At 73.1% G+C, this 12,591-nt stretch carries 9 protein-coding genes; 6 read left to right on the top strand and 3 right to left on the bottom strand.

Annotated features, from left to right (window positions below):
- A complete protein-coding gene (locus tag ACIBEC_RS01765; RefSeq protein WP_360490327.1) occupies nucleotides 1–1,044 on the top strand; it encodes a lytic transglycosylase domain-containing protein in 1,044 nt (347 codons plus the stop codon).
- A 78-nt stretch (nucleotides 1,045–1,122) separates the two neighbouring features.
- Here ACIBEC_RS01765 and ACIBEC_RS01770 read toward each other — a convergent pair whose 3' ends face one another.
- The 3 genes from ACIBEC_RS01770 to ACIBEC_RS01780 form a co-directional block, all read right to left on the bottom strand.
- Complete coding sequence (locus ACIBEC_RS01770) at nucleotides 1,123–3,312, bottom strand: hypothetical protein (RefSeq protein ID WP_360490329.1); 2,190 nt, start codon at nucleotides 3,310–3,312, stop codon at nucleotides 1,123–1,125.
- Between the two features lie 206 nt (nucleotides 3,313–3,518).
- Nucleotides 3,519–5,105, bottom strand: a complete 1,587-nt coding sequence (locus ACIBEC_RS01775) for a lipase maturation factor family protein (RefSeq protein ID WP_360490733.1) — start codon at nucleotides 5,103–5,105, stop codon at nucleotides 3,519–3,521.
- A gap of 563 nt (nucleotides 5,106–5,668) precedes the next feature.
- Complete coding sequence (locus ACIBEC_RS01780; protein WP_360490331.1) at nucleotides 5,669–6,745, bottom strand: GAF domain-containing protein; 1,077 nt, start codon at nucleotides 6,743–6,745, stop codon at nucleotides 5,669–5,671.
- Between the two features lie 423 nt (nucleotides 6,746–7,168).
- Between ACIBEC_RS01780 and ACIBEC_RS01785 the strand changes: the two genes are divergently transcribed.
- From ACIBEC_RS01785 to ACIBEC_RS01805, 5 genes are all read left to right on the top strand, one after another.
- Entirely contained in the window at nucleotides 7,169–8,437 is a 1,269-nt protein-coding gene (locus ACIBEC_RS01785; protein ID WP_396287660.1) for an acyl-CoA dehydrogenase family protein, read from the top strand.
- 503 nt (nucleotides 8,438–8,940) lie between these two features.
- Nucleotides 8,941–11,052, top strand: a complete 2,112-nt coding sequence (locus ACIBEC_RS01790) for an ATP-binding protein (RefSeq protein ID WP_360490333.1) — start codon at nucleotides 8,941–8,943, stop codon at nucleotides 11,050–11,052.
- Entirely contained in the window at nucleotides 11,052–11,483 is a 432-nt protein-coding gene (locus ACIBEC_RS01795; protein WP_360490335.1) for a roadblock/LC7 domain-containing protein, read from the top strand. Before ACIBEC_RS01790 ends, ACIBEC_RS01795 begins: the two co-directional genes overlap by 1 nt.
- The gene (locus ACIBEC_RS01800) at nucleotides 11,480–11,863 is read left to right on the top strand and encodes a DUF742 domain-containing protein (RefSeq protein ID WP_350629240.1); all 384 of its coding nucleotides are present in this window, start codon (nucleotides 11,480–11,482) and stop codon (nucleotides 11,861–11,863) included. Before ACIBEC_RS01795 ends, ACIBEC_RS01800 begins: the two co-directional genes overlap by 4 nt.
- A 63-nt stretch (nucleotides 11,864–11,926) precedes the next feature.
- On the top strand, nucleotides 11,927–12,502 hold the full coding sequence (locus tag ACIBEC_RS01805) for an ATP/GTP-binding protein (protein WP_360490337.1): 576 nt from the start codon (nucleotides 11,927–11,929) through the stop codon (nucleotides 12,500–12,502).
- The last annotated feature ends 89 nt before the right edge of the window (nucleotides 12,503–12,591 follow it).

The raw sequence follows: 12,591 nt of genomic DNA on the forward strand, positions 1-12,591 counted from the left end.
GTGAGCACCACACGGCGGACCCTGGTCCTGGTGTCGGCAGTCGCCGTGGCGACCGCCGTCCTGGCGGGCTGCGGCACCGAGCACGCCGACAAGCACCAGGACGCGGCGGGCGGCAGCACCGTGGTGACCGCGAGCGACGGGCCCAGCGGGCCCTCCAGCACAAGCCCGTCCGCGAGCGAGGCCCCCAGCCCGACCGCCCCGGCGACCGCGACGCCGACCGCAGGCGCCGGCGCCTCGCCGAGCCAGAGCCCGAGCGCCCCCGCCGGCAAGGCCGGGAAGTCCGCGCCGAGCACGCCGCCTGGCACCGCCGCCAAGGCCGGCGGCGGCAACCTGCCCGCCGGGGTGACCACCCAGCCACCGGTCGCCAAGCCCGTCGTCGCGGCCCCGGTACCGACCGCCAAGCCCGGCCCGGTCGCGCCCCCGCCGCCACCCGCGCCGCCGACCCCGCACGTGCCGCCGCTGCAGAGCAGCTGCAAGCCCAGCAAGCCCCGGCCGGACGACCCCAAGGAAGCCGTCTCGGCCGCCCTCACCGCCGCCGCCGGCCAGTCCCGGACGCTCAAGCTGAGCACCGGCGGCACCGACCAGCTCCCGCCGCTGCCCGTCAACCTGGTCAAGGCGATCGCCTGGCAGGAGAGCGGTTGGCAGTCCGGCATCCTCGCCTGCGACGGCGGGATCGGCACCATGCAGGTCATGCCGAACACCATCAGCTGGATGAACGGCAAGTTCGGCACCACCTCGGACGCCAACACGCTCACCGGGAACGTCCAGCTCGGCACCCAACTGCTCGGCTGGCTCGCCGCCTACTACGGCGACTCCTCCTTCGGCGGCACCTACGACCTCTCCCCCGACCCGGCCACCGGCAAGACACCGCTGCTCGACCTGGTCGTCTCCGCGTACAACGCGGGCGCGGGCAACGTGCACTACAACGCCGTCACCGACCCGACCACGGGCGAGGTCGTCGGCAGCCTGGTCATCCCCAACCCCGGGTACGTCGCCAGCGTGAAGGCACTGATGTCCAGCCAGCCGTGGAACAAGGCGGGTTGACGCAATCCCCCGGGAGATGGCAGGGCCCGGGACGCACGATCGCGTCCCGGGCCCTGTCCGTCCGGCGGTTTCCCCTCGTCAGCCGCGCGCGGCGGTGACGGCGGCGCCCAGCGCCTCCTTGATCCGGGGACCGAGCCGGCCGAAGCCCAGCTCCTTCATGGCCGCCCGCAGCAGCTCCTCGTCGCTCCGCTCCACACCGTCGCCGTCCACCCACCGCACGACGGCGAGCAACTCGTCGGCCGAGTAGGCGGTCACGGGGCGACCGGGCGTGAAGTCCGGCTTCGCAGCACGGGCAGCGTCCTCGTCGGCGACGGGGGCATCCGCCTCGGCGGCTGCCTCCTCGGCGACGTGCTCCTCGGCGGGCTCCTCGGCGGCGGCCTCAGGCTCGGCCTCGGCAGCAGGCTCCTCCACCTCGGCGGCCGGCTCCTCCACCTCCACGGCAACAGCCTCGGTCTCGGGCTCGGCCACCGGGGCCTCGGCCTCGGCGACGGGCTCCTCGGCCACGACCTCGGCCACCGGCTCGACATCGGCAGCTTCCTCAGCAGCCACCGTCACCTCGGCAACGGGCTTCTCAGCGACGACCTCGGCCACCGCCACGTCGTCGGCAGCCTCGTCAACCTCGGCGGTGGGCTCCTCGGTGACGACCTCGGTCTCGGCGTCAGTCGTCTCCACCTCGGCAGCAGGCTCGTCCGTCTCGACGACCGGCTCCTCCGCGACGACCTCCGTCTCCGTCACCTCGGCTTCAGCCTCGACCGCAGTCTCGGCAGCGGGCTCCTCGACCTCGACGGCCGACTCGGCCTCCTCCGCCGCAGCCTTCTCCACCGCTGCGGCCTCGGCCAGGGCGGCGGTCGCGGCGGCGACCAGGTCGTCGGCGGCCGGGGAGGGCGCCGGCAGGGAGACCACGGCAGCCGGGGCCTCCTCCTCCGTCAGCTCCTCCGCCACGGTCGGCTCGACGTCGGCGGCGTCCGTGTCGACGTCCGAACCCGACACCGCCTCGGCGTCGACCGCGTCCTCGGTCTCAGCCACGGTCACGGTCTCGGTCTCCGTCTCGACCGCGTCCTCGACTTCGGCGTCGGCCTCAAGCTCGGCAACAGCCTCGGCGGCCTCCTCAGCAGGAGCCTGGGCCGGGACCTCCTCCACGAGCCCGTCCCGCTGCCCACCAGCCAGCGCCTGACGCGCTACCGCTTCAGCGTCGACCTCGACGTCGACCTCGACCTCCAGCTCGGCCTCCACCTCGGCCTCGACCTCGGTCTCGACCTCCGCAACCTGCTCCGAGACCGGCTCCTCGACCGCCGTCTCCTCGGCAGCGGCCTCCTCCGCCAGCCCGTCCCGCTGCCCGCCCGCCAGCGCCTGGCGGGCCGAGTACGCGGCCTCGGCGGCGCGGCGGTCGGCCTTGGCGGCGGCGAGTTCGGTGAGCAGGTCCCCGAGGCCGGCCTCCTCCAGAGCGGCGCGCAGGCCGCGGATGGTGGGGAGACGGTAGAGGGTGCCCTCGTCGGCTGCGAGCCGTTCGACCAGGTCGATGAGGTCCGCGAAGGGCAGTCCGTCCAGGTCGTGGTCGGGCAGCAGGCGGTCGAGGTCGCGCAGGCCGGCGTTGATCGCCTCGAAGGCCTGGGCGGTGCGCTCGACCAGGGCGCCGTCGGCGGGCGCCGCCGGGAGGGTGCCGGCCGGGGCGAGGGCGGCCCAGGCGCGGCGCTCGATCTCGGCGGAGGTGAGGGCCTCGTGCAGGTCCTCGCGGCGGACGCGGCGGTCGTTGGCGAGGGCGGTGGCCTGCTTGCGCAGTGAGCGGCCGCGCAGCCAGGAGAGCTTGACGCCGTTCTCGCGGCGCCAGGCGCTGTCGGCGGTGGCGGCGGCGAGGGCGCCGAGGTCGGCGTCGTACGCGGCGGTGGTGAGGGTGGCGGCGGTGCGGTGTACCCGCTGGAGCATCTCGACCAGGAGCGCGGTCTTGGCGACGGTGTCCGGCTCGTCCAGCTTGACCTCGGCGGCCAGGGCGGTGACGGCCTCCCAGGTCTGCTGCAGGTCGCGGCCGCGCAGTTCGGCGAGCGCGGTGGAGGCGGCGCGGGCGTCCTCCGGGGTGGCGACGGTGTCGACGGCCGCGTACCAGGCGTGGGTGTCGGCGGTGAGGGTGAAGGCCCCGAGTTCGGCGTAGCGGCCGAGGTCTTCGCGGAGGTCGGGCTCCGCGACGGCGTCCTGGGGGTCCTTGACGTCTGCGGCGTCGGCGACGTCCACCGGGTCGGCTGCGTCGGCGTTGCGCGAGTGAAGCACTGTCATGTGAGGTCCGGTTCTGGGCGACGGCGGCGGGGCTGGCGACGAGGGGCGGCGGACCGGTTGCGCGGGGGCTGCCCCTGGGGCGGGGCGAGGGGCGCGCGGTCGGGCTGCCGCTTGTGGAGGCCCAGAATACGGGTGCCCGTTCGAGCCTTGCACGCACCCACCGCCCCGACGGGCCGGTGTCGTATGCCATACCCCCCACCTGGCCGCTACTCGGGGGATCCGCCCGGGTGGTCCGGCACTGGTCCGGACGAGTGTCCGGGCCGCCGAACGGTGGACGGACCGGGGGTGCGGCGGGGCCGCCGCGGCCGCTCCAGCGGGACCTCGCGGACGCTGGGGCGTGGTCGGCCGAGCGGTGGTCGGTACCCGGCCCGACCGAGGGTGGGCAGGTCGACCGGCGCGAGGTACTCGTGCAACGCGGTGCGGTGCCACCACGCGCCGGTTTCCCGCAGTTCGCGCCAATCGGTGAACCGGTAAAGGTAGAGGGTCGCCCGGACGTGGGTCGGCGGGGTGTCCGGGAAGGGGTTGTGGCGCAGCAGCCGCAGGGTGGCCGGGTCGCCGGCCAGCAGGCGGGCGACGAGGGGCAGGAACCAGGGGCGGGCGTAGCCGGGCGAGATACCGGCGAACCACATCAGCCAGTCGAGCCGCAGGTGGTAGGGGGCGTACTGGCGCGGCAGGCGGCGCACGTCGCCGGGCTTGCCCTTGAAGCCGTACTCGCGCCAGACGGTGCGCGGGGTGAGGACCGCCTCGTCGGTGCCCTCGACCACGACCTCCTGGCGGAGGCGGTTGACGCTGCCGAAGGCGCCGTAGGTGTTGACGAGGTGGAGGCGGTTGAAGGAGCGGTTCATGACCTGGCCGCGGGAGACCATGTTCCGCACCGGCCAGTAGCTGAGGACGACGACGGCCGCGGTCAGCGCGATCACCAACGCCTCGTACCAGAGCGGGGTGTCGGGGTAGGCGCGGGCGTGGACGGGCAGGCCGATGCGGGCCGGGTCGACGGCGGCGAGGGCCAGGGTCACGGTGAGCCAGTTGAGCCAGGCGAAGTTGCCGGAGGCGATCAGCCACAGCTGGGTGGCGACGACCCCGCACGCCGCGTAGCTCGCGACCGGTTGTGGGAGCAGCAGGCAGACCGGTACGACGAGTTGGACGACATGATTGGCTGCGACCTCGACCCGGTGCAGCGGGTCGGGCAGGTGGTGGAAGAACCAGCTGAGCGGCCCGGGCATCGGCTGGGTCTCGTGGTGGTAGCGGAGGCAGGTCAGGTCGCGCCAGCAGCTGTCGCCGCGCAGTTTGATCAGTCCGGCGCCGAACTCGACCCGGAGGACCAGCCAGCGCATCAACCACAGCACCAGGGTGGGCGGGGCGGTGTCGACGTTGCCCAGGAACGCGCCGAGGAAGCCGGCTTCGAGGAGCAGGGACTCCCAGCCGAAGGAGTACCAGGTCTGCCCGACGTTGACGATGGAGAGGTAGACGGCCCAGAGCACCGCCCAGAGCAGGATCGAGGCCCAGAGCGGGACAGCGTCGCCGAGCCCGGCCGTGACGGCGGCGGCGAGGGCGGCCCCGCCCCAGGCGACGGCGGCGAAGAACCGGTCGCTGTAGTGGAGGTGGAAAAGGCCGGGTGCCTGGCGGAACGGGACGCGGGCGGTGAAGCGGGGCACCGGCAGCATGCCGTCCGTGCCGATGAGCGCGCGGAACTGCGCGGCGGCGTTGAGGAATCCGATCAGGTACAGGCCGGCGAGCAGGCGTTGGACGAGCAGCCGGCTCAGCCAGTAGTCGGGGGCGGCGAACCAGTCCATGCGGCCCATGCCTACCACCGCCGCCCGGCGGGTGGGCCCGGCCGGGACGCGGACGGCGGACGGTTCACCCGCTCGGCCCGGCCGTACTGCGCCGCGCCGCACGGCCGGCCCCGAGCCGGACCTGAGCCGAACCCGAGCCGGGGGCCCCGAGCCGAACCCGAGCCGAACCTCGAGCCGGAGCACCGTAGGGCCCCGGACGGCACCGTGGCGGGGAGCCTCTCCTCGGGGGTGAGAGGCGCCCCGCCACGGCGGTGGGCGGTACGGGTCGTACAAGCAGTGCGAGTGGTGCACGTGGTGCCGGTCGGACAGATGGTGCGGGTCGTACGGATGGTGCGAGGTTGTACAGGTGGTGCGGGTCGTACAGGTGGTGCGGGTCGGACAGATAGCGCGGGTCGGACAGATGGCGCGGGTCGGACAGATGGTGCAAGTCGGGCGAGCAATGCGGGTAATACGGGCCATACCGGTGGAGCAGGCAGTGCGAGCGGTTCGGGCAGTGCGAGCCGGGCGGAACGGACGGTACGGACGCGGGCCGCGGTGCCGCGGGTGGGCGGCCGGTCTGCGGTTCAGCTCGGCAGGACGAGTCCGGTCCCGCCGGCGATGCCCGGGCGGCCGGTGGGGGTCGCGGCGCCGCTCTGCTGCAGCCGGTCGACCAGCAGCGCGGCCAGCGTGCCGAGTTCCTCCTCCGTGCGGGACTGCGCGGTGACGTCCATGCCGACGGTGAGGACGCCGTTGACCTGGCCGGTGCGCGCGGTCCGCAGCGGGGTGCAGGTGAAGCTGAAGACCTGCTGGATGCGCTGGGCCTCGGGGCGGGTCGACTGCACCCGGACCTCGTTGAGGACGGTGGTGCGGCCGGTGCGGTAGGCCTCGGAGACGGCCTGCTGGAGGCCGGCCACGCCGAGTTGCGGGTAGGCCTGCCCGATCGCGCCGTACGCCACCGGGGCACCGAAGGTGTCGGCGTGCTGGGCGTTGGCGTAGCGGATCTCCTGGCCGGGGCCGTCGGTGAGCATGATGGGGAACGGGGAGCCGTCGAAGGCGGCGAACATCTCGTGCTGCTGGGCGAGCAGGTTGTCGCGCAGGCGGATCTCGGAGAGCAGCGCCTCGGCGAGGTGCTGGATGTCGCGCAGGCGCTCGCGTCCCCACTGCCGGGGTTCCCGGTCGAGGACGCAGACGGTGCCGATGACGGTGCTGGTGTCGTCGACGAGCGGGGCGCCGAGGTAGGCCCGGACGCCGAGTTCGTCCACGACCGGGTTACCGGCGAACCGGGGGTAGGCGAGGATGTCGTCCAGCGCGAGGGGCGAGCGCTGGGCGACCACGTGCGGGCAGAAGCCGTGGCTGAGCGGCATCTGGCGGGTGGGGAGGTCGAAGGCGATGCCCCGGTCCGCCCAGGAAGCGCCGTCCTCGTGCGCGATTTCGGTCGAAGTTGGCGGAATGTAGAGCCCTCGGAACATCTGGCGCTCGTCGTTGATGAAGTTGACCATCGCGATGGGAGCGCGGGTGATGCTGGCTGCCAGGTGGGCGAAGCGGTCGAAGGCCTCGTCCGCGGAAGGGTCGTTGAGACCCAGGCTACGCAGTCTGCGGGTTCGCTCGGACTCCCCGGCGGCACCCGGGAACTGGCCTTGAGTGCTCATCACATCAGTCATGGCGAACATGTAATCAGACATCCGGGCGCTTCGGTGGAACCGGGACCGGCCGCCACCCACTGCTGATGAACAGTCAAAACCGCACGTGAGCGGCGGACCGCAGGCTGTGGCGTGGGCCAAGATCACTTCCCAGTCGGTATCGCGTCGAAACTCGTCCGAAGAAGGACGCGCCGAATCCCGCCAATCCAAGATCAGATCTGTGTAAGCCCGCACAGACATATGACAATGAGCCCTGCCGAAGACACGGACGGTAATCCCCGCTCCTCGGGGACGCCCGCCCCAGGGTCCGCATGCACCGGTTGCGAAGGAGCGATCGGCCCCCACCCCCTCCGCACCCCCACCGGTCCCCTCGGGGGAGCGACCGGAGCGGCATCGACGGCATGAACGGAGGCACGACACCCACCGGGACGAGAGGACTAGAGCATGACGATGGACTACTTCACCGATGAGCGGCACGAGAACCTCCGGGCAGAGGTCCGTGAGTTCGCGGAGAAGGAGGTGCGTCCTCAGGTGGCCCGGATGGAGAGCGACCGGGAGATCGAGTTCGACCTCGCCCGTGAGATAGCCCGTCGCGGCTGGATCGGCGTCACCATTCCCCAGGAGTTCGGCGGCCTGGGCCTGGGGCACCTCGCCAAGACCATCATCGTGGAGGAGCTGGCCCGGGTCAGCGGCGCGATGGGCGCGATGGCTCAGGCCTCGCAGCTCGGCGTCGCCAAGGTCATCCACTTCGGCTCGAACGTCCAGCGGCGCAAGTGGCTGCCCAAGTTCGCCTCCGGCGAGTGCCTGCCGACCATCGCGGTCACCGAGCCGGAGTCCGGCGGCCACGTGCTCGGCATGGCCGGCACCGCCCGCCGCGAGGGCAACGAGTACGTGCTGAACGGCCGCAAGTGGTTCGTCGGCAACTCCCACATCGGCGACGTGCACGGCGTGGTGTTCCGCACCGGCAAGGGCAGCGGGGGCCTCTCCGCCTTCCTGGTCGAGAGCGACCGCCCCGGCTTCCGCACCGGCGCCGTCGGCACCCAGGGCGGCCTGCACGGCTTCAGCTTCGGCGAGTTGGTCTTCGAGAACTGCCGCATACCGGCCGGCAACCGGCTCGGCAAGGAGGGCCAGGGGCTGGACGTCGCCTACTCCTCCTCCACCCTGTACGGCCGCCTCAACCTGGGCGCCGTCGCGCTCGGCATCCACGTCGCGATCGTCGAGGACGTGGTGCGCTACGCCGAGGAGCGTGTGCTGTACGGCAAGCCGCTCAACGAGCTGAACAGCGTCGCACTGAAGCTCGGTGAGCTGCAGTCCAAGCTGATGACCGCCAAGCTGGCCGCCTACCACGCCTCGCACCTGCTCGACCACGGCAAGCCCTGCGACGCCGAGCTGATGAACGCCAAGCTCATCAACACCGAGTACGCGATGGACTCGGCCCGCAGCGCGATGGAGATCCTCGCCGCCCGCGGCACCCAGGAGGAGTTCAACATCATCCGCTACCTGCGGGACGCCACCCACATCTACGCCCCGGCCGGCACCTCCGACGTCCAGCGGCTACGACTCGGCCAGGTCGCCTCGGGCACCTACGGCAGGCAGTGGTCGGCCGAGCTGTCCGACCTGGCCAGCTGGGCGTGGACCGAGCTGAACCAGTTGGAGGCCGAGGGCCGGAACGAGCGGGCCGGACAGGTGGTGCAGATCCCGCTGGCGAGCTGACCGTCGGCACCCGACGTCCGGTCGGGACCCGAACGGACCGGACGGACGTCGGGCCTGACGGACCCGGCGGACGTCGGACCTGACATACCTCGGACCGGACGGACCGGGCGGGCCGGACGGTGGCGACCCTTCGGCATACGACCGTTTGACCTGTTCCTGACGATAATCCGGGAGGCGCACCCCGCCTCCCGGAGAGCCGTCCGCACACCGCAGCCACAGCCCTGAGCTGCTGCGATACGTCGGCGAACCCTTCCGTCAACAGGGCCGGTCGAGCCCATCAGCCGTTCACATATCGTCAGTTGATGTTGCGATGAGGGCACCTGGGACTGATAGGTTTCCTGCCGTCGGCGGCCGTGGCGGTACTCCGCCCGGACGATGACACCGCGTCACCTCGTCCGGCGACCCCGGCCTCGGCGCCCTGAAGCCCGCCCGGGCCACACGGGCCGACCCGCCGTTCGGACCCGCGACCCGGCCTGCAACTCGGCCCTGCAACAAGGAATCAGATGCCAGGCATATCGGCCCCCCGCACGGGCCACCGCGCCGGCCGGTCCGGCTCCCTCCGAAGCTCGCTCCTCGCCCTCGTACTGGTCCCCAGCCTGGGCCTCGCCGCCGCCTGGGGCTACGCCGCCTACCAGCTGCGCGACGCCGAGCACCGCACGGCGGTGCTGATCGGCACCATCGTCGTCGCCGTGGTCCTGCTGTTCAGCCTGGTCCGCGGCATCCGGGCCGCCCGGGCCCTGTCCGGCCGCCTGTCCGGACTGCGCGCCGACACCCTCTCGCTCGCCCAGCAGGAGATCCCCGACGTGGTCGGGCGGCTGCGCGCCGGGGAGCCGGTGCCCACCCCGCCCGCCTGGGCGCCCTCCCGCCGAATCGGCGACGAGGTCCAGCAGACCGCCGACGGCCTCGCCGCCGTCCGCCAGGCCGCCGTCGCCGCCATCGTCCACCAGGCCCAGGGCCGCGAGGGGACGAAGAAGGTCTTCCTCAACATCGCCCGCCGCACCCAGATCCTGATCCACCGCCAGATCAGCATGCTGGACGCGCTGGAGCGCGAGCACGAGGAACCCGAGCTGCTGCGCGAACTGTTCGCGGTCGACCACCTGGCCACCCGGATGCGGCGCAACGCCGAGAACCTGGTCATCCTCGGCGGCGCGCTGCCCGCCCGCCGGTGGCGCAACGCCGTGCCCATGGTCAACGTGCTGCGCAGCGCCGTCTCCGAGACCGAGAACTACGCCCGCGTCGTCGTCCAGGGCGTGCCGCGCGCCTCGCTCAGCGGGCAGGCCGTCGCCGACCTCATCCACCTGATCGCCGAACTGATCGAGAACGGCACCACCTTCTCCCCGCCGTACACCCAGGTGCAGGTCTCCGCGCAGGAGGTGCCCAAGGGCCTGGCGGTCGAGGTCGAGGACCGTGGCCTCGGCATGAGCGAGGAGGAGTACGAGCGGCTCAACGAATACCTGGCCAACCCGCCCGAGCTGGACGTCTCCGCGCTCGGCGACGACCTGCGGCTCGGCCTGTTCGTGGTCGCGCGGCTCGCCGCCCGGCACGACATCCAGGTCACCCTGCGGCCCTCGCCGTACGGCGGCACCCGGGCCGTGGTGCTGGTGCCCTCGGCACTGCTGGAGCAGGCGGAGCAGCCGGCCTCGGTGCCCGGACTGCCGTCCGGCGCGCGGGTCACCCGCACCCCGGTGCCGGAGGCCCAGCCCTCGGCGGACGGCGACCTCGGGGACGCCGACGAGGGGTTGTCGGGCGCGCTCGCCGGAGTGCTCAGCGGGCTGCTGGGCAACGGCCCGGCGGGGCCGGGCGATGCCGGGAACGCGGGGGCCGCTCCGGCCGACGGAGCTCCGGGGCCGGTTTCCGGACAGGTCGCTCCCGCGGGGCCCGCCAACGGCGGTCTGCCCGTCGGTGCCCAGATCCCCGGACTGCCCGGTGCCGTGGTCGTTCCCCGGCCCGCCATGCCTCGCCGGTACGAACTTCCGGGCGACATCGCCGGTGACCTCCCGGGTGACGTCCCGGCCGACCTCTCGGGTGACGTTCCGGCGGACGCGCTCGTGGAGGGTCCGCCGACGGGCCGCCACGACGCGGACCTCCCGGCCGAGCCGGCCGCGGTGCTCTTCGACGGGGTCCCCGCCGACCGCGTCGCGCCCACCCACGAACGCCCGCAGGAGGACCAGGTGGCGCACGGCCCGGACGGCGAACTGCGCACCCCGCGGGTCCTCCCGCAGCGGGTCCGCAACGCCAGCCTCGCCGAGCAGCTCCGCGAGGCCAACGCGCCCAGCACCCTGCTGCCGCCGTCCGTCCGCCGCTCCGGCCCCGTCGGCCCTGTCGGCGCCGCCGCGCCGACCCACCCGACCATGCCGACCATGCCGACCGCCCCGGCCTCCCCGCTCGCGCCCCGGTACGGCGGTGCCGATGGCGACGCCGAAGCCGAGGACCCGACGCCGCAGCGCTCCCGCGCCACCATGGCCGCCATCCAGCGCGGCACCCGGACCGCCCGAGCGGCCGACACCGAACCGGGCGCCCCGGCCTCCCCCGCGCCCGCCGCACCCCACACCCCGGCCGCACCTTCCGCCGCCCAGGAAGCCTCCGCCGCCCAGGAAGCCAAGGAACAGCAGTGATGACGCAGCACACCGAACCCCAGCGCGACCTCAACTGGCTGCTGGACCAGCTGGTGGCGCGGGTACCCGAGACCCAGCACGCCATCGTCCTCTCGGAGGACGGCCTGCTGGTCGGCATGGACCAGGGCCTCGACCGGGCCGACGCCGAGCACCTGTCCGCCGTCGCCTCCGGCCTGCAGAGCCTGGCCCGCGGCGCCGGGCACCGCTTCAACGGCGGGCGGGTCCGGCAGACCGTGGTCGAGATGGACCAGCTGTTCCTGTTCGTCACCACCGCCGGGCAGGGCGCCCGGCTCGCCGTCCTGACCAGCGAGCAGGTGGACGCCGGACTGATGGCGTACGAGATCAACATGCTGGTCAAGCAGGTCGGCCAGTACCTCACCGCGGCGCCGCGCAGCGACGCCGGCCAGGTCGGCGTGGGTGGCGGTGCGTGACCACCGCCGACGCCGACGAGGGCTGGTTCTACGACAAGGACGCCGGCCATCTGGTCCGCCCTTACGCGATCACCAACGGGCGCACCGGACCGGTCCGTGACGGCTTCGCGCTGATCACCCTGGTGGTCACCGCCGACCCGCGCACCGACACCACCCGGCTCTCGCCCGAACCGGCCGCGATCATCGACCTGTGCCGCGAACGTCCGCTGGCGGTGGCCGAGATCGCGGCCACCCTCGACCTGCCGGTCAGCGTGGTCAAGGTGCTGCTGGACGACCTGGCCGAGGCTCGGCTGATCCTCACCCGCGCCCCGGTCCAGCTCGCCGAGGCACCGGACATCTCGCTGATCCAGGCCGTGATCGAGGGCGTCCGCCGCCTCTGACCGGAGGGCGCCCCGCCACCCCCGGTTACCCCGTGCTCCCAGTTCCCTTTCAGGAGACCCGAATTGACGACCCAGAGCCTGGTGCCGGGCGCGGTCAAGATCCTCGTCGCCGGCGGCTTCGGCGTCGGGAAGACCACCATGGTCGGCTCGGTCAGCGAGATCGAACCGCTGCAGACCGAGGAACGGATGACCCGCGCCAGCATCGGGGTCGACAGCCTCGAAGGCGTCCAGGACAAGTCCACCACCACGGTGGCCATGGACTTCGGGCGGATCACCGTCCGCGAGGACCTGGTGCTCTACCTCTTCGGCACGCCGGGGCAGTTCCGGTTCTGGTTCATGTGGGACGACCTCGCGCTCGGCGCCCTCGGGGCGATCATCCTCGCCGACACCCGGCGGCTCGAATCCAGCTTCGCCGCCGTGGACTTCTTCGAGCAGCGCGGCATCCCGTTCGCGATCGGCGTCAACTGCTTCCACGGTCGCCGGGAGGCCACCCCCGAGGAGGTGCGCCGCGCCCTCGACCTCGGCCCGGAGGTCCCGGTCCTGCTGTGCGACGTCCGGGAGCGGGCGTCCAGCAAGGAGCTGCTGCTCGCCCTGCTCGACCGGGTGCACCGGAACGCCCTGGCCACCGGGCGGCGGTGAGGGCAGGGCCCGGCTCGGCTGGCAGACGCGGCTCGGCGGGCAGCCGTAGCTCGGCCGGCAGGCGCGGCTGTGCGGACAGCTGTAGCTCG

Origin of the sequence: Kitasatospora sp. NPDC051164 (assembly GCF_044455625.1) — a bacterium.
Taxonomy (GTDB): Bacteria; Actinomycetota; Actinomycetes; order Streptomycetales; family Streptomycetaceae; genus Kitasatospora.

Excerpts from the sequence above, each read along its gene's own strand:
- ACIBEC_RS01795 (WP_360490335.1), top strand. The coding sequence starts at position 11,052 with ATGACGCAGCACACCGAACCCCAGCGCGACCTCAACTGGCTGCTGGAC.
- ACIBEC_RS01785 (WP_396287660.1), top strand. The coding sequence starts at position 7,169 with ATGACGATGGACTACTTCACCGATGAGCGGCACGAGAACCTCCGGGCA.
- ACIBEC_RS01770 (WP_360490329.1), bottom strand. The coding sequence starts at position 3,312 with ATGACAGTGCTTCACTCGCGCAACGCCGACGCAGCCGACCCGGTGGAC.
- ACIBEC_RS01775 (WP_360490733.1), bottom strand. The coding sequence starts at position 5,105 with ATGGACTGGTTCGCCGCCCCCGACTACTGGCTGAGCCGGCTGCTCGTC.
- ACIBEC_RS01780 (WP_360490331.1), bottom strand. The coding sequence starts at position 6,745 with ATGACTGATGTGATGAGCACTCAAGGCCAGTTCCCGGGTGCCGCCGGG.
- ACIBEC_RS01790 (WP_360490333.1), top strand. The coding sequence starts at position 8,941 with ATGCCAGGCATATCGGCCCCCCGCACGGGCCACCGCGCCGGCCGGTCC.